This window comes from Sorangium sp. So ce1153 (assembly GCF_051521595.1).
In the GTDB taxonomy this organism is placed as follows: domain Bacteria; phylum Myxococcota_A; class Polyangia; order Polyangiales; family Polyangiaceae; genus Sorangium.
This window is the reverse complement of sequence record NZ_CP150361.1, coordinates 11,461,267-11,483,342: the sequence shown is the minus strand read 5'-3', so window position 1 is coordinate 11,483,342 and position 22,076 is coordinate 11,461,267. Positions and strand designations below refer to the sequence as shown.

At 73.6% G+C, this 22,076-nt stretch carries 19 protein-coding genes; 8 read left to right on the top strand and 11 right to left on the bottom strand.

Translation table 11 applies throughout. From position 1 onward, the window contains the following. Nucleotides 1–59: 59 nt before the first annotated feature. Both WME85_RS41770 and dnaB read right to left on the bottom strand, forming a co-directional pair. Nucleotides 60–2,924: a hypothetical protein gene (locus WME85_RS41770; protein ID WP_437829545.1), complete on the bottom strand. Its 2,865-nt coding sequence runs from the start codon at nt 2,922–2,924 to the stop codon at nt 60–62. Nucleotides 2,925–3,012: 88 nt separating this feature from the next. Continuing rightward, entirely contained in the window at nt 3,013–4,515 is a 1,503-nt protein-coding gene (gene dnaB, locus WME85_RS41765) for a replicative DNA helicase (protein ID WP_437502788.1), read from the bottom strand. Between the two features lie 434 nt (nt 4,516–4,949). Here dnaB and WME85_RS41760 point away from each other — a divergent pair, with 434 nt between their 5' ends. Then, nucleotides 4,950–5,825: a PfkB family carbohydrate kinase gene (locus WME85_RS41760; protein WP_437829542.1), complete on the top strand. Its 876-nt coding sequence runs from the start codon at nt 4,950–4,952 to the stop codon at nt 5,823–5,825. Between the two features lie 115 nt (nt 5,826–5,940). Here the strand turns inward: WME85_RS41760 and rplI are convergent, their stop codons facing one another. The 6 genes from rplI to WME85_RS41730 all read right to left on the bottom strand — a co-directional run bounded on the left by rplI (nt 5,941) and on the right by WME85_RS41730 (nt 10,015). Then, complete coding sequence (gene rplI, locus WME85_RS41755) at nt 5,941–6,393, bottom strand: bL9 family ribosomal protein (RefSeq protein WP_437304609.1); 453 nt, start codon at nt 6,391–6,393, stop codon at nt 5,941–5,943. A gap of 10 nt (nt 6,394–6,403) precedes the next feature. Then, the gene (gene rpsR / locus WME85_RS41750) at nt 6,404–6,724 is read right to left on the bottom strand and encodes a small ribosomal subunit protein bS18 (protein WP_437304608.1); all 321 of its coding nucleotides are present in this window, start codon (nt 6,722–6,724) and stop codon (nt 6,404–6,406) included. Between the two features lie 3 nt (nt 6,725–6,727). Next, nucleotides 6,728–7,264 (bottom strand): 30S ribosomal protein S6, encoded by a 537-nt coding sequence (gene rpsF, locus WME85_RS41745; protein ID WP_437829539.1) that lies wholly within the window; start codon nt 7,262–7,264, stop codon nt 6,728–6,730. A gap of 110 nt (nt 7,265–7,374) precedes the next feature. Further along, entirely contained in the window at nt 7,375–8,046 is a 672-nt protein-coding gene (gene pth / locus WME85_RS41740; RefSeq protein ID WP_437829537.1) for an aminoacyl-tRNA hydrolase, read from the bottom strand. Between the two features lie 117 nt (nt 8,047–8,163). Further along, nucleotides 8,164–8,850, bottom strand: a complete 687-nt coding sequence (locus WME85_RS41735) for a 50S ribosomal protein L25/general stress protein Ctc (protein WP_437829535.1) — start codon at nt 8,848–8,850, stop codon at nt 8,164–8,166. A gap of 202 nt (nt 8,851–9,052) precedes the next feature. Then, on the bottom strand, nt 9,053–10,015 hold the full coding sequence (locus tag WME85_RS41730; protein WP_437829532.1) for a ribose-phosphate pyrophosphokinase: 963 nt from the start codon (nt 10,013–10,015) through the stop codon (nt 9,053–9,055). 146 nt (nt 10,016–10,161) lie between these two features. Between WME85_RS41730 and ribF the strand changes: the two genes are divergently transcribed. From ribF to WME85_RS41715, 3 genes are all read left to right on the top strand, one after another. Continuing rightward, nucleotides 10,162–11,163: a riboflavin biosynthesis protein RibF gene (gene ribF, locus WME85_RS41725; RefSeq protein ID WP_437829530.1), complete on the top strand. Its 1,002-nt coding sequence runs from the start codon at nt 10,162–10,164 to the stop codon at nt 11,161–11,163. 70 nt (nt 11,164–11,233) lie between these two features. Next, nucleotides 11,234–13,624, top strand: a complete 2,391-nt coding sequence (locus tag WME85_RS41720) for a hypothetical protein (protein WP_437829527.1) — start codon at nt 11,234–11,236, stop codon at nt 13,622–13,624. Between the two features lie 58 nt (nt 13,625–13,682). Then, nucleotides 13,683–14,660, top strand: coding sequence for a hypothetical protein (locus WME85_RS41715; protein ID WP_437829525.1), 978 nt, complete (start codon nt 13,683–13,685; stop codon nt 14,658–14,660). Between the two features lie 32 nt (nt 14,661–14,692). Here the strand turns inward: WME85_RS41715 and WME85_RS41710 are convergent, their stop codons facing one another. From WME85_RS41710 to WME85_RS41700, 3 genes are all read right to left on the bottom strand, one after another. Then, a complete protein-coding gene (locus WME85_RS41710; protein WP_437829522.1) occupies nt 14,693–15,625 on the bottom strand; it encodes a hypothetical protein in 933 nt (310 codons plus the stop codon). Nucleotides 15,626–15,755: 130 nt separating this feature from the next. Beyond that, on the bottom strand, nt 15,756–17,168 hold the full coding sequence (locus tag WME85_RS41705; RefSeq protein WP_437829519.1) for a protein-disulfide reductase DsbD family protein: 1,413 nt from the start codon (nt 17,166–17,168) through the stop codon (nt 15,756–15,758). 64 nt (nt 17,169–17,232) lie between these two features. Then, nucleotides 17,233–18,048, bottom strand: a complete 816-nt coding sequence (locus WME85_RS41700; protein WP_437829517.1) for a tetratricopeptide repeat protein — start codon at nt 18,046–18,048, stop codon at nt 17,233–17,235. A 240-nt stretch (nt 18,049–18,288) separates the two neighbouring features. Between WME85_RS41700 and WME85_RS41695 the strand changes: the two genes are divergently transcribed. From WME85_RS41695 to WME85_RS41680, 4 genes are all read left to right on the top strand, one after another. Continuing rightward, complete coding sequence (locus WME85_RS41695; protein ID WP_437829514.1) at nt 18,289–18,666, top strand: hypothetical protein; 378 nt, start codon at nt 18,289–18,291, stop codon at nt 18,664–18,666. Beyond that, on the top strand, nt 18,654–18,998 hold the full coding sequence (locus WME85_RS41690) for a hypothetical protein (protein ID WP_437829512.1): 345 nt from the start codon (nt 18,654–18,656) through the stop codon (nt 18,996–18,998). The genes WME85_RS41695 and WME85_RS41690 overlap by 13 nt, the downstream gene beginning before the upstream one ends. 229 nt (nt 18,999–19,227) lie before the next feature. Continuing rightward, nucleotides 19,228–20,280: a hypothetical protein gene (locus WME85_RS41685; RefSeq protein WP_437842628.1), complete on the top strand. Its 1,053-nt coding sequence runs from the start codon at nt 19,228–19,230 to the stop codon at nt 20,278–20,280. A 121-nt stretch (nt 20,281–20,401) separates the two neighbouring features. Next, on the top strand, nt 20,402–22,075 hold the full coding sequence (locus tag WME85_RS41680) for a DUF2254 family protein (protein ID WP_437829509.1): 1,674 nt from the start codon (nt 20,402–20,404) through the stop codon (nt 22,073–22,075). The last annotated feature ends 1 nt before the right edge of the window (nt 22,076 follow it).

The following is a 22,076-nucleotide window of genomic DNA, read 5'->3' as shown; positions in this document are numbered from 1 at the left end:
CGGGAGGCAAACGAAAACCGACGCGCGGGTCGAGTGGGGCCGCGCGCGCGGTGCGAGCCTCACGGCGCGACCGCGCGGCCGAGGGAGCGCCCGTCGCCGTCGGCGTCGATCCAGAGCGGCGCGGTCATGGCGAACGGCAGGATCTCGCCCGGCTCGCCCGCGGCGGAGAGCACTGGCTCGAGGGGGCGCCGCCCCCGGACGACCACGACGACGAAGGTGTCCTCGGCGATGGAGATCGGGCCGGGCGCGCTCTGCGCGGGCCGGCGTTCGCCGCCTGCGTTGGCGTGGGTCGGAGGCCGGCGTTCGCCGCCTGCGTCGGCGTGGGTCGGAGGCCGGCGTTCGCCGCCTGCGTCGGCGTGGGTCGGAGGCCGGCGTTCGCCGCCTCCTCCGACGACCACCGGGATCGCGATCTCGTCAACGAGCGCGCCTGCGGGCGTGGTGCGCGCGCCGTCGAGGGGGATCGGCGCGCCCCAGGCGACGCCGCCGACGAGCACGTGCAGCTCGCCCGCGTCGACCCAGGGTGCGCGCTCGACGCGGATCGAGAGCGACAGCGCCTCCCGGCGGGCGCCGCGCCGCGCCGAGGCGACGCCGCCCTGGCGCGCCTCGCCGAGGCGCACCGTCACGAACGGGCCGTTCGTGATCACGACGTCGCGCCGCCGCCGCAACGCGGAGACGAGATCCGCGGCGTCGAGCCGGCCCGGATCGTCGTCGGCCACGCCCACGTACGTGCGCGGGTAGCCCGGTTCCGCGCCGAGAAGGCCGTGGGTGTCGCTGGCCGCCGTCGGCGTGACCGGGCGGGACGCGCGGAGCAGCCCCCAGAGCTCCTCCAGCGCGCGATCCCGCGCGGCGATGTCGCGCCCGGTCCAGACCTCGAGGGCGTCGGCTCCGGCGCCGTCCCCGCGCTGCGCGACGAGCCCCGACCCCTGCTCCGGCGTGCTCCGCGGCGCGCCCTGCGCGTGCAGGGGCGAGCCGCTACCAGCCGCGCGGCTCACCTGGATGACGCGCTCGCCCGGCAACGCGCGCACCTCGTCGAGCAGCACCCCCGCGGTCTGGTCGCGCCACCGCAGGGCGCCCGGCGGCGCGGCCGCGTCGAGCGGGAACACGCTGACGCTCCCGAGCCCCGCGCCGCTCCGGGCGCTCGTGAGCTCGTCGCCCGGGAGCATCCGCAGCCGACCCTCCAGCTTGAGATCGGCCAGGGCCGGCGCGAGGTCCGCGACGAGGTTGTGCTCGCTCGCCACCGCGCACTCCACGCCCTCCACCGCGTTGGAGGCGACGCGAGCGGCCGCGGACGCGCCCGCGTCGGCGCTCCGCGCCGTGTGCTGCCGGAGGTCGCAGGCGATGTAGCCCGTCGTGTCGACCGCCCGCGCGATCGTGAGCTCGAGCCGCGACGCGCCGCCCTCCGCGACGTCGACCGTCGCCTCGGCGAGCGAGAACTCCGGCCCGCGCGAGGCGACGACCCGGATCTGCCCCGGTGGGAGCGGGATCTCGAGGTCGCCGGACAGCGTGAACAGGGGCGGCGCCATCGCCTTGCCGGTCCTCGGATCGAAGAGGCCGATCTTCGCCGGCGTGGGCCGCCCGGGGAGCGGCGGTCCCGCGGCGAGCGAGGGCCCGATGCGCTCGCGCACCGACAGCGCGAGCCGGCCAGCGCCGGACAGCGCGAGCCGCGCGGGGGCGACCTCGCCGGCGCGGATCCTCACGCGAGCGCTCCCGAGCGCGCGCCGGCCGCTCCCCTCGAAGCCGACCTGGTACAGGCCCGGCGGCGCCTCGGCGGCGAGCGGCCCGCCGGCTGTCGTCCTCAGCCACAGGGGGAGCGCGCCGGCGGCCGGCGCGGCGCCCTCCTCGGCGATCGGGGTCAGCGTCGCCTTGCCGGCGATGGACGGGAGCGGCGCGCCGCGGGCGTCCACGAGCTCGAGCGCGACGCCGCCGGGCGCGCCGCCGCCGAGGAAGAAGAGCTCCGTCGCGACGCCGAGCGGATCGCCGCGGGGGGCGACGGCGAGGACCCGCTGGTACGCGACGCGCCCGCCGGGCGGCAGCGCGGCCAGCCGGGCGAACGTCGCGTCGCTGAAGCCGGCGCCGCTCCGCGCCCGCAGCGGGGCGCCGTCCGCCGGGGCGAGCGCGTACGCGACGCCGGCCCCCACGCCAGCCACGTGAGGCTGTTCATGGTCGCCGCGAGACCCCGGCGCATCGCCGGGCGCGACCTGCTCCGCCGCGCCCCAGTGGACGACGTCGCCGAGGTCGAGCCCCTCGACCGGGCTCGGGCCGTCGTTCTGGAGCGACGTCGTGATCAGCAGCGCCCGATCGCGCGGCCCGAGCGCGTAGCGGGTCGTGATCGAGAGCGCGCCCCCCGCGCCGTCGCGCCCGCGCACCTCGATCCACGCGACGCCGTCCTCGCCGGCGCCCGTCGCGAGCTCGCTGTAGATCGCCTGCCGCGGCGGGGCGCCGACCCGCGCGACGATCTGCCCGAGCTCGTCGCGCCGCGCCCGCGCGTCCGCCGCGTCGATGATGTGGCCGCCGCCCTCGGCGAGCCCTGTCCCCGGGCCCAGCTGATCGACGACCACGGCGATCTCGTCGTTCTCGAGCACGTGGTCGCCCGGCCGCCCCGCCGCGAGCGGCCCCGAGAGCGCGTCCGCGGGCCCCGTGATCCGCCGGACGCGCGCCGGCCGCGCCGCGCCCTCGTCCCCCCTGCCGCACAGCTCGCCCTGCTCCGCGTCGCCGTGCCCCCACCGGCAGAGCATGCCGAGGCGCTCGGCCGCGCCGGCCGACACGACGACGCTCCCGTTCTGCGCGGGCGGCGCGCAGGTCGCGCAGGCGAGCGCCAGCGCGCCGAGGCCGGCGGCGCGCGCGACGTCAGCAACGCGCCGCGCGCGCCGCGCGCGCGCCCGGCCGGCGGGGGGACGGAGCGGCCTCTCGGGGGAGCGGATCATCGGTGCTGTTCCGATGCGCGGGCCGCGGCGCGGCTTGGGTCCGGAGCGCGCGGTCGCGAGGAGCGCGAGGGGATGGAGGGCGCGAGCGCTACTCGTCGTCCACCATCTCCGGGTAGTCGCCGGGCGCGAGGTTGTCGAACCGCGTGCACGAGGCGGTGAACCGCGTGAGCACCTTGCCCGTCGGCCCGTTGCGCTGCTTGGCGACGATGATCTCCGCGATGCCCTTATGGTTGGTCGTCTCCGGGTTGTAGTACTCGTCGCGGTAGATGAACATGATGTTGTCGGCGTCCTGCTCGATCGCGCCGGACTCGCGGAGGTCGGAGAGCTGAGGGCGCTTGTCCTTGGTGGTGCGCGTCTCGACCGCGCGGTTCAGCTGCGAGAGCGCGATGACCGCCACCTTGAGCTCCTTCGCGAGCTGCTTCAGCCCGCGGGAGATCTCGCTGATCTCCTGCTCGCGGCTGCTCACGCCGTCCCGCCCCTTCATGAGCTGCAGGTAGTCGATGACGACCAGCCCGACGCGCCGCCCCGAGTGGCCGTCGCTCGGCGGCCGGTCGTACTCGGCCTGGATGCGCCGCACCTTGGCGCGCAGCTCGAGCAGGGTGATCGCCGGCGTGTCGTCGACCCAGATGGGCAGCGTCGACAGGAAGGACGCGGCCTCGGTCAGGCGGCGCCAGTCGTCGGGCTGCAGGAAGCCCTGGCGGAGCCGCCCGAGGTCGACGCGCCCCTCGCAGCAGACCATGCGTGTCGCGAGCTGCTCGCGCGGCATCTCGAGCGAGAAGATCGCGGCGCCGAAGCCGGGCTCGTGCCGCTCGATGCCGTGCCCCGCCTGGTCGGGGCCGGGGGAGCTCACCGTGCGCGGCGACGCGACGTTCACGGCGAGGTTGAGGACGAACGACGTCTTGCCCATGCCGGGGCGGGCGGCGATGATCGAGAGGTCGCCGTCGTGCAGGCCGGCCGTCTTGGCGTCGAGCTTCTCGTACCCGGTCGAGATGCCGGTGATCCGGTCGCCGCGCTCGGCGGCCGCCGTGATCTGCTCGAACGCGGCCTTGAGCACCTGGGCGATCGGCTGCGTCGACGTCCCCTGGGGCGTACGCGCGAGCTGGTAGACGGCCTGCTCCGCGCCGTCGATGAACTCCTGCACCACCCCGACGTCGCCGTACCCCTCGGCCGCGACGCGCTGGCACGTGGCGATGAGCTGGCGGACGCGCCACTTCTCGTACACGACCCGCGCGTGTGCGGCGACGTGCGCGACCGCCGGCGTCGCGTCCGCCAGCTGGGCGAGGTACGCCGCGCCGCCCACCTGCGCAAGGCGCTCCCGGTCGCGCAGCCAGGACGCGACCGAGACGATGTCGATGGGCGTGCCCGCGGCCGCGAGCTCCTGCGCGCCCTCGTAGATGCGGCTGTTCGCCTCGCTGTAAAAATGCTCCGCCTTCAGGATCTCGAGCACCCGATCGAGCGCGTCGCGGTGCAGCAGGATGGCGGAGAGCACCGCCGCTTCGGCGTCGAGATCGTGCGGCGGCACGCGTCCGGCGACGATGGGAGGCTCGATCCTCTGAGGCCGCTGGCCCCGGCGCTCCATCATTCTCATCATCCGTGCTTCTCCTCCCCACCGATTGCCCCCATCCGGTCCCGAGCTTTTCCACAGGCTCCGAAATGGGCGACGCCCCGAAGGCGCGGCGGTCCTTCGGGGCGTCGGGTGCAGGGTCGATTTCCGTCTACCAGAACATGGGCAGCCCTGAGAAGGGTTTCTGTTTGCATTGCAGTGAGCGTTCGTACGGTGGGCATCCCAATGCGGGCTCGACGTGCAGGGGCCTCTCCTCCAATCGCGGAGGAGCGGCGCGCCCAGCCGAGGCGCCGCTGGCGACGAGGTATGGAAATCGAGCAACCCCGGTCTGAACGCGATTTCCCTTCGCGCTTGACTCAGCTGCGATGGCGCTCTGCGCTCGGCCATGAACCATCACGGGGAGCCCCATTGTGGATCACAAAACGCGTCAAACAAGGATTGAACCCGCCGAGGTGGTCTGCGTGGGTGAAGCGCTGTGGGACCTGATCGCGCCGGAGGGCATTCCGCTCGAGCGAGCAAAATTGCTCCGCCGTGTGCCCGGGGGCGGGGCGGTGAACACCGCGACGGCGCTCGCCCGGCTCGGCGTACCGTCGGGGCTGTGCGCCGCGCTGGGCGACGACGCGATGGGGCGCGGGCTGAGGGATGAGGTCGCCGCGGCCGGCGTCGACGTGAGCCGGCTCGCGCTGGGCGCGGCGCGCACCGGCCTCATGTTCGTCGCGACCGAGCGCGGCGAGGCGCGGTTCCTCGGGTACAGGCAAGGCGAGCTCGAGGCGCGCGCGCTCGCCGCGGCGCTGCCCGCGCGATGGCAGACCCGGGTCGTCCACTTCACCGGGATCGCGCCGGTGCGCGGGACGGTCGGCGCGCTCGCGCGGGCGGCCGCGAGCGCCCGGCGCGAGGGGTGCGCGATCTCGGTCGACGTCAACGCGCGCCCGCGGATGTGGCCGCGCGCCGAGCGCGCCGCGCCCGGCCCCGGCGTGCGCGGCTGCTTCCGGCTCTTCGGCCAGGCCGACCTCGTGAAGTGCAGCGCCGGCGACCTCGACGTGCTGGGCACGACGGCGCGCGCGCTCCACGAGCGCCTGCGCCCCGGGGCGACGCTGGTGGTCACGGACGGCGCGCGGGCGACGCTCGTGCTCGGCCCCGCGGGCGAGCGCTCGGTCGCGCCGCGCCCGGTGCGCCCGCTCGATCCGACCGGCGCTGGCGACGCGTTCTGCGCCGGGATGCTGGCGAGCCTCGTGTGGCAAGGGCGCGAGGGGTGGGGGGACGCGGCGATCATGCTGCGCGCGGTGGCGCGGGGGCACGACGTCGCGCGGTCGTGGGTGAGGCGGAAGCGCGGCTGAGGAGGGGAGCGCGAGCGCGCGGCCCGGAAGGGAAGCGAGGACGCGCGGGGGAGGGGGATGCGGGAGGGGAGAGAGCGCGGGGAGAGCCGCGTTCTCGGGCGCTACTTGGCGGGCGCTACTTGGCGGCGACCGTGACCTCGACCGACGCCGTGATGGACGGGGCGAGGCGGATCACGACGGGGTGGGCCCCGAGCGTCTTGATCGTGTCGGTCTCGATGCGGCGCCGGTCGACGCTGAAGCCCTGCGCGGCGAGCGCCTCTTCGATGTCGCGCGCCGTGACCGAGCCGTACAGCTTGTCGCCCTCGCCGACCGGGCGGCTGATGGTGATCTTGACCTGGTTGAGCTTGCCCGCGAGCTGCTCCGCCTCGGAGCGCGTCTTCGCGGCGCGCGACTCGGCGACCCGCTTCTCGTGCTCGATGCGGGACACGTTCTCGGCGGTGGCGCCGACCGCGAGGCCGCGCGGGATGAGGTAGTTGCGGGCGAAGCCCGGGCGAACCTTCACGAGCTCGCCGCTCTTGCCGACGTTGTGGAGGTCCTCCGTGAGGACCACATGGATGTGGGTTGCCATGATCGACCTCCTACGCCGTCACGGTGAACGGCAAGAGCGCGATGTTGCGCGCGCGCTTGATGGAGAGGGTCACCTTGCGCTGGTGGCGCGCGCAGTTGCCGCTGATGCGGCGCGGGACGACCTTGCCGCGCTCGGAGATGAAGTACTTGAGCGCCTGCGGGTCCTTGTAGTCGATGACCAGCGCCTTGTCCGCGCAGTAGCGGCAGACACGCTTCCGGCCCGTGCGGCGGCGCCCGGGGGCGTCCGCGTTCAGGTCGGGGGTGCGCCCGAAGTCACGATCGTCGTAGTCACCGCCGCCGTTGCGGCCCATGTCACTGTTGCGGCCGTTCATTGCTCAGCTCTCCTCCTCGTCGGTCGCGCCTTCCGCCTCGCCCTCTTCGCCGTCCTCGAGATCCGGCGGGGCCGCCTCGGAGCTCCGGTCGATGCGGCGCTCCGGCTCGATCAGGCCGAGCTGTCGCTCGCGCGAGTCGTCGCGGTCGTCCTCCAGCGGCGTGAGCTCCAGGCGCTCGAACTTCACGTCCTCGTCCGCGATCGTGACGCCCTGGGCCTCGACGTCGTTGCGAACGAGCACCGTCTGGTACTTCAGCACGCCGTCGGAGAGGCGCAGGTTGCGCTCGATCTCGGAGACGACCTTCCCGCCCCCGAGGTACTTCAGGTACACGTACACGCCGCGGCGGTGCTTCGCGATGTCGTACGCGAGGCGGCGGCGCCCCCACGTCTCGACCTTGGTCAGCCGGCCGGCCTCGCGGGTGACGACCTCGGCGAGGCGCGACCCGATCTTCTCGGCGCCGTCGGCGTCGATGTCGGGTCGAAGGATGTAGATGGTCTCGTACTCTCTGGCGCGCCCGGGCGCCGTTACCTGTCGGCTCATTCAGTCTTCCCTCTCGGCCAATGGCCCCGGGGCGGCGCCCCGGAGCGAGGAAAGGAGCAGCGGATCGAGCGACGCACCGGCGAGGCTCGACCCGCTGTCTCCGTCGAGGATCAGGGCTTCTGCGTCGGGGGGAGGGGACCCCTCTCTCCCTTCGCGGCAGGGGCCGGGTCTGCCGACCCTTCCCCTTCGCCCTTCTGCCTCTTGCCCGGCCTGGGCCGGGTGTTTCGAACGTTCATCGCGGCCTCGAAGCCGCGGGCGGCGACTTCTAGCACACTTTGGACAGCTTGCTTCAAGCAGTCGGGCAGGCCCGCGCGCTCGACGGCGTCGAAGCCCGACAGGACGTAGTCCGCGACCTCGCCCCGGAAGCCCGCCGGCGGCCGGCCGATCCCCAGGCGCACGCGCCCGAAGTTGCCCGTGCCGCAGTGCGAGATGATCGAGCGCAGCCCGTTGTGCCCCGCGTGGCCGCCGCCGACCTTCAGGCGGACCGTGCCGAAGGGCAGGTCGAGCTCGTCGTGGAGCACGATCAGCCCGGACGGCGCGATCTTGAAGAAGGCCATCGCCGGCTGAACGCTCCGCCCCGACTCGTTCATGTAGGTCATGGGCTTGAGCAGGATCGCCGGCTGCCCGGCGATCTCCGCCTTCGCGTGCACGCCCGAGAACTTCTCGCGGAACGGATCTGCCCGGACCTCGTCGGCGAGCGCATCGACGGCCATGAAGCCGACGTTGTGCCGGTGAGCAGCGTATTCCTTGCCCGGGTTTCCCAGGCCGACCACGAGCAGCATGAAGAGCTGGTTCTGCTGAGCCCCTGGAGCGGACGTGGCGGCGGTGCGCCGGGCCGCAGGGCAGGGCGGGCCGCGCGCGCCTCGCCGTGAGGCGGCGACCGGCGGCCCGCTCCCGGGTTACTTCTTGTCCTTCTTGTCGCCCGCCGGCGCGGCGGCGCCCTTCGCGGGGGCAGCCGCGCCAGCGGCCGGAGCAGCCGCCGCGGCGGGCGCGCCGGCAGCCGGCTTCGCCTCTTCCTCGGCGCCGGCCTTCTCGGGCGCGTTGACCACGGCGATGGTCTGCTCGTCGGCGAGCAGGACCTTCACGCCCTCGGGGAGCTTGAGCCCGCTCGCCTTGTACGACTCGCCCACGTCGAGCTCGGTCACGTCGATCTCGACGAACGACGGGATCTTCTCGGGCAGGCAGCGCACCGGGATGGTGCGGAAGATCTGCTGGAGGATGCCGCCGGTGACGACGCCCTTCGGCTTGCCCACGCAGCGGAAGGGGATGTGGACGTCGACGGGCTGGTCGAGCTTCACCTGGATGAAGTCGGCGTGGACGAGCTCCCGCGAGATCGGGTGGTAGTCGTAGTCGCGCACCATGACGGTGAGCGTCTCGCCGTTCTCGATGGCCAGCTCGACCACGGAGTTCTTGCCGTGGTCGGACCCGAGCACCTGAAGGAGCGCCTTCGGTGAGACGGCGACCGACAGCGGCGCGAGCTCGCGCCCGTAGGCGATGGCGGGAATCTGTCCGGCGCGGCGCAGGCGGCTCGACGCGCTCTTGCCGCTCTCCTCGCGCCTCGTGGCGTTGAGCTTGATGATCTCCATGACGACGGCTCCAGAAGTGTTCCGGGGGTCCGCGATGCGCGGTCCGCTCCGGCGTAGGGTGCGGCGCTATAGCAGAACGGAGAAGAGAAAGTCGAGCCTTCGTCGCCGGGGGGCGCGTTTTGTGGCAGGGGCGCGGGGACGACGCTGATTGTCGGTCATCGATCGTCGCCAGCGCTTCCTGCCGCCGGGCGCGCGCAGCCGGTCAGACGAAGAGCGAGCTCACCGAGTCCGAGTGGTGGATGCGGCGGATCGCCTCGGCGAGCAGCCGCGCCACCGAGACGACCTTGAATTTACCTGAGGCCCTCGCCTCTTCCGAGAGCGGGATCGAGTTGGTCACCACGACCTCGGTGAGGGGCGAGTCCTTGATGCGCTCGACCGCCGGCCCGGACAGGACCGGGTGCGTCGCGCAGGCGGCGACGCTCTTCGCGCCCTGCTTCATCAGGGCGTTGGCGGCGTTGACCAGGGTGCCGGCGGTGTCGATGAGGTCGTCGAGGATGAGGCAGTTCTTGCCGGACACCTCGCCGATGATGTTCATGACCTCGCTCTCGTTCGCCCGCTCGCGGCGCTTGTCGATGATCGCGAGCGTGCCCTGGAGCCGCTTCGAGTAGGCCCGGGCCCGCTCCACGCCGCCCGCGTCCGGCGAGACGATGACGACGTCCTTGCCGTAGTTCTCGCGGAGGTGGTGGTCCAGCAGCGCGGGCATCGCGTACAGGTGGTCGAACGGGATGTTGAAGAAGCCCTGGATCTGCCCGGCGTGCAGGTCGAGCGCCACGATCCGGTTCACCCCGGCGGCGACGATGAGGTCGGCGACGAGCTTCGAGGTGATCGGCGTCCGCGGCGCGACCTTCCGATCCTGCCGAGCGTAGCCGTAGTAGGGGATGACCGCCGTGATGGAGCCGGCCGAGGCGCGGCGGAGCGCGTCGACCATGATCAGGAGCTCCATCACGCTGTCGTTCACCGGCGAGCAGGTCGGCTGCACGACATACGTGTCCACGCCCCGGACGTTCTCCTGGATGACGCAGAACGTCTCCCCGTCCGAGAAGCGCGACACGCGCGACTTCCCCATCGGTTGCTCGAGTACCTGACAGATTTCCTGGGTAAGCGCTAAATTGGCGTTGCCGGAGAAGATACTGACTCTCTTGAACACGGCGCGCCTCCAGCCCATTTAGGGGAGCGCGGCTCTATCAGCCTGACATGGGCACGTCAAGCGACTCTGTACATCGATCGCTCGGCTGCACGGGCGTATCGTGCCCGACAGGTCTGCTTTCCACCCGCTTTTCGTTCGGCGCTGCTTCGGGTTAGGTAGCGGCTGTGAAGCATCTCGCTGCCGCCGCGGGCGGGCAGGACGGGCGCGCCGCGGTCGAGCCGCGGGGCAGCCTCGTGATCATCGGCAACTTCGACGGCGTTCACCGGGGCCACCAGGCCCTGCTCGCCGACGCGGCGCTCGACGCGGAGCGGCGGGGGCTCGATCCGGTGGCGCTCACGTTCGCGCCGCACCCGGCGAGCGTCCTCGGGCGCACCCCGCCGCCGCTGCTGACGGCGCTGCCGCGCAAGATCGAGCTGATCCGGCGCGTGCAGCCGGCGCTCCGGGTCGACGTCGTGACGTTCGACCGCGCGTTCGCGGCGCAGACGCCGGAGGAGTTCGTGCGGCGCGTGCTGCTCGACAGGCTCGCCGCGCGCGTCGTCCTCGTCGGCGCGAACTTCCGGTTCGGCCACGGCCGCGCCGGGGACTTCACGACGCTGGGGCGCCTCGGGGAGGACCTCGGCTTCGAGACGCGGTCGCACCCGCTCGTCGGCGACGCCGAGGGGGCGTGGTCGAGCACCCGGATCCGCGCGGCCATCGCGCGCGGGGATCTCGGGTCGGCCGAGCAGATGCTGTCCCGCCCGCACACGCTGTCCGGCGTCGTCGCGCAGGGGGCCAAGCGAGGCCGGACGATCGGCTTCCCCACGTGCAACCTCGACGAGATCGACGAGGCGCTCCCGCCGTTCGGCGTCTACGCGACGCTCGTCGATCGGGTGACCTCGTCGGGGCGCGCGATCGCGCTCGCCCGCGGCGTGGCGAACCTCGGCGTCCGGCCGACGGTCGAGGCGTCGGGGCAGGCGCGGCCGAACCTCGAGGTGCACCTCTTCGACGTCGACGAGGATCTCTACGGCGCGACGCTGCGCGTGCACTTGATCGCCCGCCTGCGCGAGGAGCGGCGGTTCTCGGGCCTGCCGGAGCTCAAGGCGCAGATCGCGCGCGACGCCGAGGCTGCGCGCGCGCGGCTGTCGCCGCTGAGCGAGGATCCGGCGGCGGAGGGCGCTTTTCGCTGAGCGGCGCCGGACGGTAGAGCGACGGTGGGGCGACGGTGGGCGAGCGGCGGATGTGGTAGCGTCCACCGCGATGGAGCGCCGGGACCTCGACGGGCTGACGCGGGAGGAGCTGATAGCGCGCGCCGAGGGGCTCGGGGTGCCGCGGCCGCGCGTGCTCACGAAGGCCGAGCTCGTCGACGAGATCCTGGCGCGCGCCGCGCAGAGCGAGCCGGAGCGGGCCCGCCTGCGCGGCTTCCTCGGGCGGGCGCGCGATCTGCTCTCGCGCGTGGTCGAGCGCGGCCTGCACATGCCCGAGACAGCGCGCGCGCTGCGCGGCGAGGCCCCGCCGGAGCAGTGGCCGCCGCCCCCGCCGCCGCCGCTGCCCACGACGACGCTCGCGGAGATCTACGCCTCCCAGGGGCACACAGGCCGCGCCATCGCGGTGCTCGACGAGATCCTCGCCCGGGCGCCGCACCACGAGGAGGCGCGGCGGCTGCGCGGGCAGCTCATCGAGAAGGCGCAGCGCGCGCCGGGCGAGGGCGAGGCGGCACAAGGCGCGGGCGTGGGGGGAGCGAGCGACGCAGAGGCGGACGCGGACGACGAGGAGCCGGCGGAGGACGAGGGGGAGGAGGACGACGCGGGGAGGGCGGAGGGCGCTGCTCCGGAGGTCGCGCAAGGCGCGGACGTGGCGCGGGACGTGGCTCCGGAGGGCGCGCAAGGCGCGGACGCGGCGCATGGCGCTGCTCCGGAGACCGCGGAGCGGACCGGCGCTGATGCAGGCGCCGCGGAGACCGCTGACGCGGAACCCGTGAGGGGCGCAGCTCCGGAGCCCGCCGTTGCGGAGGTCGCGGAGGCTCCTGTCGCGGAGGACCCTGGCTTCCACGCGCCGAGCGGGACCCCGAGCCCGGACGCGCAGGGTAGGGGGGCCGAGGCTGTCTCCGGAGCTCCGGAGCAGCGGCCGCGCGCGGACGCTCCAGCGCAGGCGTCGCCTGTCGCGGAGGACGGCGGCGCGGGCGCGGCCCTGCGCTTCGCGTCGATCGTGAAGGACGAGCAGCAGGCGGAGATGCCGGCTCGGTACGACCTCGACGAGATCGTCGGCATCGCCGTCGATCCGGAGACGCTCTACCTCTACTGGGAAGTGCGTCCCAGGACGCTCGCGCGAGCGCGCGCGCGTCACCCGGAAGGCCAGCTCGCGATCCGCGTCGTCGCGGTGCTCCCGAGCTGGGAGAGGCCCGTGGTCGAGCAGCGCGATCTCGCCATCGACGCGCTCTTCGGGGACATGTTCGTGCGCGACATCCCGGCCGGCGCGCACCTCCGGATGTGCACGGGCTGGCTCGTCGGCGACGTGTTCGAGCCCTTCGCCGTGGGCCTCGAGGTCGCTGCGCCGCGCGCGTTGCCGGTCTCGTCGAGGTCGCCCTCCGTGGAGCCTGCCGCCTCGGAGCCCGCGGCGCTGCCGGGCGAGGCGCCGGCGGGCAGCCTCACCGCGCCGGGCGACGCGGATACGCACGCCGAGGGGGCGCCACCCCCGGCATCCGGCGCGCCAGAGGCTCCTGCGGGGTCCGCAGGGTCTCTTGGTGCGACGGGCGAGGAGGGGACGCCTGCTGCCGTGGCGGCCCCTGCGGCGAGCGCGGCGCCCGTGATCGCACCGCCGCCGGCTCCGAGCGCGCCAGACGCGAGCGGCGACGTGGTCTCCGAGGCGGTTGCGTCTGGGCCGAGCGGGGACGCGGCCGCAGAGATCGCCGCCCCGGTGCCGGAACGCGACACCGCTTCGGGGGCTGCCGCGCTGGCCGCGAGCAGCGGTGCGGTCGCGGAGGCGGCTGCACCTGTGGCGAGCGTCGATGTGGCCGCGGAGGCGGCCGTGCTCGCAGCGAGCGATGTGGCCCCAGCGGGTGCCGCGCAGGTCGAGCGTCGCGACATCGCTGCTGAAGCTGCTGGATCGGCCTCGCTCCGCGGCCTCGCTCCCGAGGGGGGCACGCCTGGACGCAGCGCAGAGAGCGCCGCCGAGCCGGCGGCCTCCTCGTCGAGCGAGGGGCCAGCCCGATTTCCCTCCGGAACATCGCCGACGCCGGAAGCGCTTGCGCAGGCGGTAGCGGCGACCCGCGATTCATCGAGCGAGGGGCCGGCGCGCTTCCCCTCCGGGACGTCGCCGACACCGGAAGCGCTCGCGCAGGCGGTCGCGGCGACCCGCGGAGGGGCCAGCGAGCTTGGCCGCGGCAGCGGCGGCGGCGGCGGGAGCGGCGGGTTCGAGTTCGGTCACGGCGGTCCACCTCACGCGAGCGAAGCGCTCCGGCGCGCGGGCGGCGGGTGGCCGCAGTCCCCGGGCGGCGCCAGCGAGCTGCGCGCGGGCGCCGGGCGGGCGCAGTCCCCGGGCGGCGCCAGCGAGCTGCGCGCGGGCGCCGGATGGCCGCACTCCGCGGGCGGCGGAAACGAGCTCTGGCGGAGCTTCGCCACCCGGGAGCCCCCACGATCGGGGGCCCGCTGAGCGGACCGCGCGACGCGCCGCACGCAACTGGCGAGGCGCGGCGGTCGACCCAGCTCGCGTGCAACCGAACCACCGATCCACCGCCAGCTCCGCCCTCTTCCTCCTCGGCGCGCTCGCGTGCGCCCTCTGCGCGCCGCAAGCGCGCGCCGAGCTTCCCTTCGACGACGAGCCCACGGCGCTCGATCCGCGCGTCGACCGCCTCGACACCGCGCCCCACGAGCTCTGGGCCGCGGCCCCCGGACGAGCGCAGCCGCTCTGGATCGCGGTCCAGCTCGGGGTCGCGCAGCTCGACCGCGGCGAGCGCTCCATCAGCGGCATGCTGCTCGCGAGCGTCCCCCTGGAGCGGCTGTCCGATCGCCCCGGCGTGCCCCCTCCTCCCTCCGCCGTCGCCGAAGCGGGCGCGCCTCGGCTGAAGCCTCCTCCGCCTGCCCCGGGCGCACCCCGCGCGGCGCCGCCACCCGAGCTCCCGGGGGCGCCTCCCCCGGCGCCGCCCGCCGAGGTCGAGCCGCCGCTCCCGCTGCCGGTCCGGGTCACGCCGGCGATGGCGCGCGCGATCGTCGAGGCGGCGCTGCGGCAGGCGCGCCTCCTCGATCCCGGGGCGCGCATCGACGCGCTCGCCTCGCGCGCCCGCGCTTCGTCGCTGCTCCCTGAGCTCCGGCTCCGCGTCTCGCGCCTCGTCGACGAGGCGGAGAACCTGGCCCCCACCGAGTACGATCCGGCGCGCAGGACGGCCTCCGGCGGGACGAGCCTCTGGCTCGAGGCGCGCGCGACCTGGCGGCTCGACCGCCTGGTCTTCGTCGATGAGGAGATCGCCCTGGAGCGCCTCCGCCGCGAGCGCGCCGAGCTGCAAGCGAAGCTCGTGGCGCGCGCGCTCGAGCTGCTCTTCGCGTGGCAGCGCGCCGTCGCGCTCTCGGCGGACCCGGGCCGGAGCCCCGAGGAGCACCGCGCCGCGACGCTCGCGGCGCTGGAGGCCGAGGCGTCCCTCGATCTGCTCACCGGCGGCTGGGTGACGCGCTGGCGCGCAGCCGGCGAGTGAGACCGGGCTCCCCCGCCCGTCATGCCCGGCGGCTACAGGATGGTCCGCGAGAGCGTCACCTTGCGCTTGCCGGTCCCGGTGTCCCCGTCGGCGTCGGTGACGGTCGCCTCTATCTCGACGACCTTCCCGAGCAGCTCCTCGATGCCCCGCTCCCCGTCCAGCCGGAACCGCAGCCCCGAGAGCTTGCAGAAGCCGCCCTCGTCCTGGTCCAGGGTGAAGATGACCTTCAGCGGCTCGACCGTGTACCCGAGGTCGGGAACGAAGCCGCTCACCACGGTGGTCGAGCCGGAGCGGCGGAGGTTCTTGAGCCGGGTCGCGATGAAGACGTGGTACCCGCCCTGCGGCCCGGCCTCCACCTGGACCTCGTCGAGATCCTCGAGCGGGAAGTAGTCGGCCTGGCCCTCCCCGACGACGACGACCGGCTCCCCGCCGCCGGCCGGCTTGCAGACGTCCGGCGCCGCGTCCGCCTTCCACGAGGCGCTGTAGGGCTCGAGCCGCCGGGGATCCACGCTGGCGGCGCTGCAGCCGCCGGCCACGCACGTCTGCGGCGCCGGGCACGTGGGCGCCCCGGGCGCCACCATGCACTCCCGCTCGAGGCGCACCTCCAGGAGCAGCTTGCGGCCGCCGAGCACCTGCGTCGACGCGGTCCGGACGAGCAGCGGCCTGTCCGCGTCCTCGGCCCCGAACGCCTCCAGGGAGATCTCGACCGCCGTCCCTTCCTCGAGATCGCTGAAGAAGAACTCCCTGGGGAAGAACAGCTGCCCGCTCTTCTGCGTCATCACGTCGTCGCGCACGACCTCGCCGCCGGCGCGCAGGACCACGCGCACCCGGTCCATGTCGGTCCCCGCGAGCAGCTCGCTCGTCACGCCGATGACGACGGTCCCGGTCGTCGGTCCCGCGACGCCGCAGCCGGCGACGACCACCAGGAAGCAGAGCGCGAAGGCGGCGAGCAGGGAGGTGCGCATGTTCACGGCGACCCGGCCGCAGGGGACGCGGCGCCCGTCGCCCCATCTTCGCGGCGTTCGGTCCTCCACGTCCAGGCGATCGGCATGCGCGCGGCCAGGCGAGGCGAGGCGGGCGATGCGCCGCGCTGCGCTACTGGATGCCCTCGAGCGCGGCCAGGAACACGTCCGGGCCGACGAAGTCGTTGAACCGCTTCCGCTCCGCCCCGGTGGAGTCGTAGATCACCACCGTGGGCAGGCCCACGACCCGGTACTTGCCCTTCACCGCGTCGACCTGCGGATCCTCGTCGTCCGTCGCGTCGACCTTCACCGCGACGAAGTGCGCCGCCTTGGCCCTGACGCGCGGATCCGAGAAGGTGTCCTTGTCGAGCTGCTTGCAGGCGCCGCACCACTCCGCGGTGAAATCCACGAGCAGCGGCCGCTTCTCCGCCTTCGCCTTCGAGACGGCCGCCGGCTCCTCGTGCAGCCACGTGAGCTGCCGCGGCGCGGCCTCGCCGGCCAGCGCCACCGGGACGGGCGAGGCGAGCCGCGGCATATCCATGCTCGCGACGAGCAGGAACCCGCAGGCCACCGTGAGCGCGATCCCGAGCCCCTTGCGGGCCTTCACCCCGGGGCCGCCGTCGTCCCAGGAGAGGTGCACGGCGCCGAGCGCGAGGCCGAGCGCGACGAGGCCGGCCATCACCGCCATGAACTGCGGCGTGGGCTGCGCGAGCGACGACAGCGCCGGGAACGTCGTCTTCAGGAAATAGAGCGCGACGATCAGCATCACGATCCCGAAGAACGACTTCACCCCGAGCATCCACTTGCCGCCCTTCGGCAGCGCGACGGCGAACGTGCCGACCAGCCAGAACGGCAGGCCGAGCCCGATGGAGAACGTGGCGCCGACCAGCGCGCCGAGGCCGATGCTCTGGGTCTTGCCGATCCAGAGGATGATGCCGGTGAGGACAGGCCCGGTGCACGGCGCGGCGACGAGGCCGCTCACCAGCCCGAGCAGGAAGGCGCCGCCGTAGCCGATGCCGCCGACCTGCGAGAGCCGCTGCATCAGGGTGTCGGGCAGCGTCATGTCGAACGCGCCGAACATCGACAGCGAGAGCGCGATGAACACGATCGCGATGCCGACGATGACCCACCGGTTCGCGAGCACGCTGCCGAACAGGCTCCCGGTGAGCGCCGCGATCACGAGCATCGCCGTGAAGAGCACGACGATCCCGAGCACGAAGCTCGTCGAGAGCAGCATCGCCTCGCGCCGGGACTTCGCCTCCCGCGCCCCGAAGATGCTCACCGTGATGGCGATCATCGGGTAGACGCAGGGGGTGAGGCACGTGAGCAGGCCGCCCGCGAGCGCGGCGAGCGCCGCGAAGACCGGCCCCGCCTGGAGGCCGCGGGTGAAGAGATCCGGCTGCTCATCGGCCTGCGCGAGCGCCGGGAAAACGAGCACCGCGAGCGCGGCCAGCGCGGCCAGCGCGGCCAACGCGACACGCGCGCCGCGCTGAAGACCCGCCGGCGCGGCGCCGGCGCTCCCCTTGAGACGAGTCGAAGCGGTCATCACGGAGGTTCTATAGCAAAGCGATCGCCCTCGTGCGGCGCGCCGCCTTCCGTTCAGGTCGCCCTCAGCGCTTCGCGAGCGACGCCAGCGTCCGACGCGCCGCCTCGATCTCCCCGCCGAGCGCGATGGCGACCGCGACCCTCCCCGAGGTGCTCCGCTGTACGAAAGCTTCCAGATATTTCCTTGCCTCGTCCCAGCGGCGGTCGAAGTAGGCCATCTGGCCGAGCACGAACCGCCCGTAGCCCTGGCCCGCCGGCACCTCCGCGAGCCGGTCGATCAGCGCGCCGAGCCCCTCCACCGTCTTGCCGCTCTCGCACTGCACGACGGCGAGGTGCCCCTGGTAGAGCGGCTTGTCCCGCGTGCCCCAGCGCGCCGCCCGCGTGAGCGCGCCGATCGCCTCGTCGTACCGGCGCGCCAGGTGGTACACGCTGCCGAGCGTCCACCAGTGGAACGCCCTGCGGCTCGCCGGCCCCGTGCGCGCCGCCAGCCGGAGGTGCCCCACCGCCCCCTCGATGTCGCCGAGCGCCTGCTTCGCCCGCGCCGCGTCCTGGTGGGCGACGTCGCTCAGCACGTCGAGCGCCACGATCTGCTCCGCCACCTCGGCCGCCCTCTCGAACCGCCGCGTTTCAAAGTACGCGAGGTAGAGCTGCCGCAGCAGCATCGCCTGCGTCGTCCGGTCGAGCGGCCCCCGAAGCGACAGGCCCCGCCGCGCCCACAGCGCCCGCGAGCGCGGCGTCGCCGCGCCCAGCGCCCGCCGCAGCATCTCCTCGGCGTTCAGCGCCGCCGCGGGCGCCGGCCGTCGCGCCGCGCTGCTCGGGCGCTTCTTTCGTGGGGCCTCGTCCTGGCCAGCGTCTCCCCCGCTGTCCGCAACTGCCCGCACTGTCGATTTCGTGCGCCGCGGCGCACCCCCGGAGCCCCCTCGGACGGATCGAGCGCCGCCCACGCTGTCACCGTGCTCGCTCGCCTTGCGCACAGAAATCAATCCTACCAGACCTGCACAAGCGTTCCAGCAAGACGCGACATTTCCAGGGTTGACTCGGGCGGGGCCGGGCGCTGGGCGCGGTCACGCCCGTTTACGCCCAGTTGCGCCCTCCCGGGCGTGGCGCCATACGTCGCGGCCATGCGTCGCCGCCCTCGGTCCAGCTCGCTTCAGAAGAGGCGGTATTCCGTCTCCACGGTCTCCAGCAGCCCGGGTCCGGGCTCCACGCTCCGCCTCGCGGCGTGCCTGGCGTTGCTCGGCGCGACGCCCCTCGTGTCGGGGTGCGGGCACCCGGCGGGCCGCGAGGAGTGCGAGGCGATCTTCAAGCGCAGCGCGGAGATCGAGCTCCGCGCCCAGAACATCGTGGATCCGAAGATCGTCGAGGAGCGCATCGCGGCGGTGCGGGACGCCCGCAAGGACCTCATCGACAGGTGCGTCGGGCGGCACATCACCGACGCCGCGATGGCGTGCGTCCGGCAGGCGACGACCCCGGAGCAGGTCGACCGGTGCCTGGAGTGAAGCGGGCGGCGACGCGCGCCGACGTCCTCGCGACGCTGGCGATCGTGCTGCTCGTGGTCGGCGTCGTCGCGGGGCGCGCCGCGCTCCGCCGCCTGGCCGCGCGCCCCTCGCCGGAGGCGTGCGCCGCGCTCCTCGACCGCTACGTGGAGCTCGTCCTGCGCGCGGCCACGCCTGAGCCCGCCGCGTCCCAGGTCGCCGAGCGCAAGGCGCTGGCGCGGGAGGCCGCCGGCGAGCGCGGCTTCGTCCGCTGCGAGGCCGACCTCACGCAGGCGGAGGTCGCGTGCGCCCTCCAGGCGAGCAATGCGGACGACCTGGAGCGCTGTCTGCCCTGACGCGACGAGCGCGAAGCCGGCGGCCGACCCGCTCCGACATGCGCCCCCAGCGTGAAGGAGGCGCGGCGCGCTGCGAATCGTTCCGGGCGCGCCGCGCTGTGATAGTCTCGGCCGTGGCGAGCGCTCCCCACTGGCGCGATCTCCTCACCTCCCCACCCTCGGATTGCCTGTCGTGAAAGCCCCGTCGCCCTTGCTCGGCTTCAACAACAACGTCCGGCACAAGGGGCGGTTGTTCCATATACAGACCGAGGACTCGGGCATTCGCCATCCTCACATCATCACGCACCTCTTCGCCGACGGCGGGCGCATCCTCAAGACCACGAAGACGTCGTACGCGGAGCACGTCGGCCAGGCCTCGCTCGCGGAGACGGTGCGCGGGATGATGAAGGAGCAGCACAAGGCGATGTTCATCGCCCTGCGCGACGGCCTCTTCGACTACCTCTTCGACGACTCCGCCGCCCCGCCCGTGTCGGCGGCCGCGGTCGCGGCGCCGCCCGCCGCCGAGCCGAGCAAGCCGGCGCGCCCCCCGGCGCCTTCGTCGCCCGACGTGACCGGAGCGCCGAAGCCGCCCCCGCCTTCGCGGCCCCTCACGCCCGAGGCGGCGCCTCGGCCGAAGCCGGCCGCCACGCCAGCGCCAGCGCCAGCGCCGACGCCGCCTCCGAGGCCCGCCACGCCAGCGGCGAGGCCCGTTGCCGCGCCTGTCGCCGTCGCGCCCGCCACGCCGCCGCCGCGCGCCCCGGCGCCCGAGCCGCCGCCCCCGGCGGCCAGCTCGCGCCCGCGGCTGGAGCTCGATCCGCTCGCGCTCCAGGCGCTCGGCGGCGGGCGCGCGGCGAGCCCGCTCTCCGGCAGGGCGGTGCGCCCCGCGCCCGCGGAGATCAAGCCCGAGCAGCCGTCGATCGATCTCGATCTGGACGCGCTGGAGCGCGCCGCGGCCGAGGCGCAGACGCCGTTCTTCCAGCAGATCCAGGACCTCCCGCCGCCGCCGGCTTCCGTGATCGGGCGGCGGGCGGATTCCGCGGCGTCCGGCGCCGGCGTCTACAGCAACGTCCACCCGGAGCAGCCGGTGGCGCCGCCGGCTCCCTCGGTCGCTGTCGAGCACTTCGCGAGCGGGCCCGGCTCCGGACGCTACGCGGCGTCGCGCCCGGCCAGCATCTTTGCCACCAACCGGCCCGGGGAGGGCGCCTCGATCTTCGGTGAGGACCTGATCAGCGAGAAGTCGCTGGACGAGGTGATCCTCAGCTACCTCGCGGAAGACCTCGACAGCCCCCCGGAGAAGAAGTAGCCGGGCGGCGGCCTGGCGGGGCGAGCGCGTGGGCAGGCGCGTGGATCAAGCGCGGGGGGAGCAGACGCGTGGCGAGCAGTCGCGCGGCGATCAAGCGCGCGTATCGACCGGCTTTCACCTCATGAACCGGGACCGGACCGCGACCGACGACGAGGGACAGCGCCGCCGTGGCGCGGCCGTGGCGCGCATCTGGCTGCGGCCGATGTCGTACCTGCTCGGCGTCAGCATGGCGACCCTGGCCGTCATCTACCTGCTCGACCTCGCGCACGGGAACGAACGCCTCACGTTCTGGGACATCTTCCTGCAGATGTCGCCGGACGACGCCGAGCACATCATGGGCGGCATCGGCGAGGTCATCGCCGCGATCCTCGGCATCGTGATCACGGTCGCCTCGATCATCGTGCAGCTCGCCGCGAACCGCTACACGCCGCGGATCACCGAGATGTTCTTCCGCGACCGGACGAACATGCTCGTGATGGGCTTCTTCGTCGTCAGCGCGGTGTTCTCGCTGTGGATCAACTTCTCGATCCGGAGCGGCCCGGACGCGCAAGCCCTCTTGAACGGCTCGACCGAGCACGCCTTCGTCCCGTACTACGGCGTCCTCGTCACGATGGGGCTGCTCACCGCGAGCCTGCTCATGATGGCGCCGTATTTCGGGTACGTGTTCGACTTCGTCGAGCCCGACAACGTGGTCGGGCGCATCAAGCGGAGCGGCATCGAGCAGGCGCTGCGCCCCGCGGGCGGGGAGAGCGACGACGCGATCGACGAGCGGCGGGTGACCGCGCTCTCGTCGCTGGAGCAGCTCGCCGACGTGGCGCTCAACGCGATCGACCAGAAGGACAAGGGGATCGCGTCAAAGACGGTCGACTCGCTGTCGGAGCTCGTCGTCGCGTACCTGCCGTACAAGGCGACGCTCGACCCGCGCTGGTTCCAGATCCGCGACCGCCTCGCCAGGGACACCGACTTCGTGAGCATGAACGCCGAGGCGCTCGGCAAGCTCTCGACCACGCGGACCTGGCTCGAATACAAGGCGCTCCGCCAGTTCCTGATGGTCTACCGCGAGGCGCTCACGGCGATGCCCGACCTCATCACGCGCATCGCGATCGACACGCGCTACATCGGGCAGACCGCCATCGGCGCCGGCGACCGGGCGGCCGTCGCGGTCGTGGTGAAGTTCTTCAACACCTACATGCGCAGGTCGCTCAACGCGAAGGACATCGCCGCGGCCTACAACAACCTGAACCAGTACCGCTACCTCGCGGAGGAGCTGCTCAAGGCGGGCTGGGGGGAGCAGGTCCTCGAGGTCGCGCGCTATTTCAAGTACTACGCGCAGACGGCGCACGCGATGGGGCTCGCGTTCCTCACCGAGACGGTCGCGTTCGACCTCTGCGTGCTCAACGAGCGCGCGTACGACGTCCACGCGCCCGCCCGCGACGAGCTGCTCCGGATCTTCCTCGACGTGGACAAGGAGGCCGACGTCGACCAGCAGGAGCGGTCGCTCCGCGGCGTCCGCAAGGCGCAGGTCAAGCTCGCCACGTACTACTTGCAGAAGGAGGAGGAGGCGCTCGCGCGGAAGATCTACCGCGACATGCGCGACGAGCGGCCCGACCGGCTGCGCTCGATCCGCGCGGAGCTCCTGGCCGTGACGAGCAACGAGTTCTGGGAGATCAACGACCGGGGCGCCGTGTTCGAGTACATCGAGCCCGAGCGGCGGCAGCTCATCCACCGCTTCTTCGAGTGGTTCCCGGCGACGACCATGCGGGAGCCGATCCGCGAGGAGCACACCCAGGAGTGAG

What these genes read in the sequence shown, in the direction of transcription:
- WME85_RS41770 (WP_437829545.1), bottom strand. Translation starts at nt 2,924, where the DNA reads ATGATCCGCTCCCCCGAGAGGCCGCTCCGTCCCCCCGCCGGCCGGGCG.
- dnaB (WP_437502788.1), bottom strand. Translation starts at nt 4,515, where the DNA reads ATGATGAGAATGATGGAGCGCCGGGGCCAGCGGCCTCAGAGGATCGAG.
- rplI (WP_437304609.1), bottom strand. Translation starts at nt 6,393, where the DNA reads ATGGCAACCCACATCCATGTGGTCCTCACGGAGGACCTCCACAACGTC.
- rpsR (WP_437304608.1), bottom strand. Translation starts at nt 6,724, where the DNA reads ATGAACGGCCGCAACAGTGACATGGGCCGCAACGGCGGCGGTGACTAC.
- rpsF (WP_437829539.1), bottom strand. Translation starts at nt 7,264, where the DNA reads ATGAGCCGACAGGTAACGGCGCCCGGGCGCGCCAGAGAGTACGAGACC.
- pth (WP_437829537.1), bottom strand. Translation starts at nt 8,046, where the DNA reads ATGCTGCTCGTGGTCGGCCTGGGAAACCCGGGCAAGGAATACGCTGCT.
- WME85_RS41735 (WP_437829535.1), bottom strand. Translation starts at nt 8,850, where the DNA reads ATGGAGATCATCAAGCTCAACGCCACGAGGCGCGAGGAGAGCGGCAAG.
- WME85_RS41730 (WP_437829532.1), bottom strand. Translation starts at nt 10,015, where the DNA reads ATGGGCTGGAGGCGCGCCGTGTTCAAGAGAGTCAGTATCTTCTCCGGC.
- WME85_RS41720 (WP_437829527.1), top strand. Translation starts at nt 11,234, where the DNA reads ATGGAGCGCCGGGACCTCGACGGGCTGACGCGGGAGGAGCTGATAGCG.
- WME85_RS41710 (WP_437829522.1), bottom strand. Translation starts at nt 15,625, where the DNA reads ATGCGCACCTCCCTGCTCGCCGCCTTCGCGCTCTGCTTCCTGGTGGTC.
- WME85_RS41705 (WP_437829519.1), bottom strand. Translation starts at nt 17,168, where the DNA reads ATGACCGCTTCGACTCGTCTCAAGGGGAGCGCCGGCGCCGCGCCGGCG.
- WME85_RS41695 (WP_437829514.1), top strand. Translation starts at nt 18,289, where the DNA reads ATGCGTCGCCGCCCTCGGTCCAGCTCGCTTCAGAAGAGGCGGTATTCC.
- WME85_RS41680 (WP_437829509.1), top strand. Translation starts at nt 20,402, where the DNA reads ATGAACCGGGACCGGACCGCGACCGACGACGAGGGACAGCGCCGCCGT.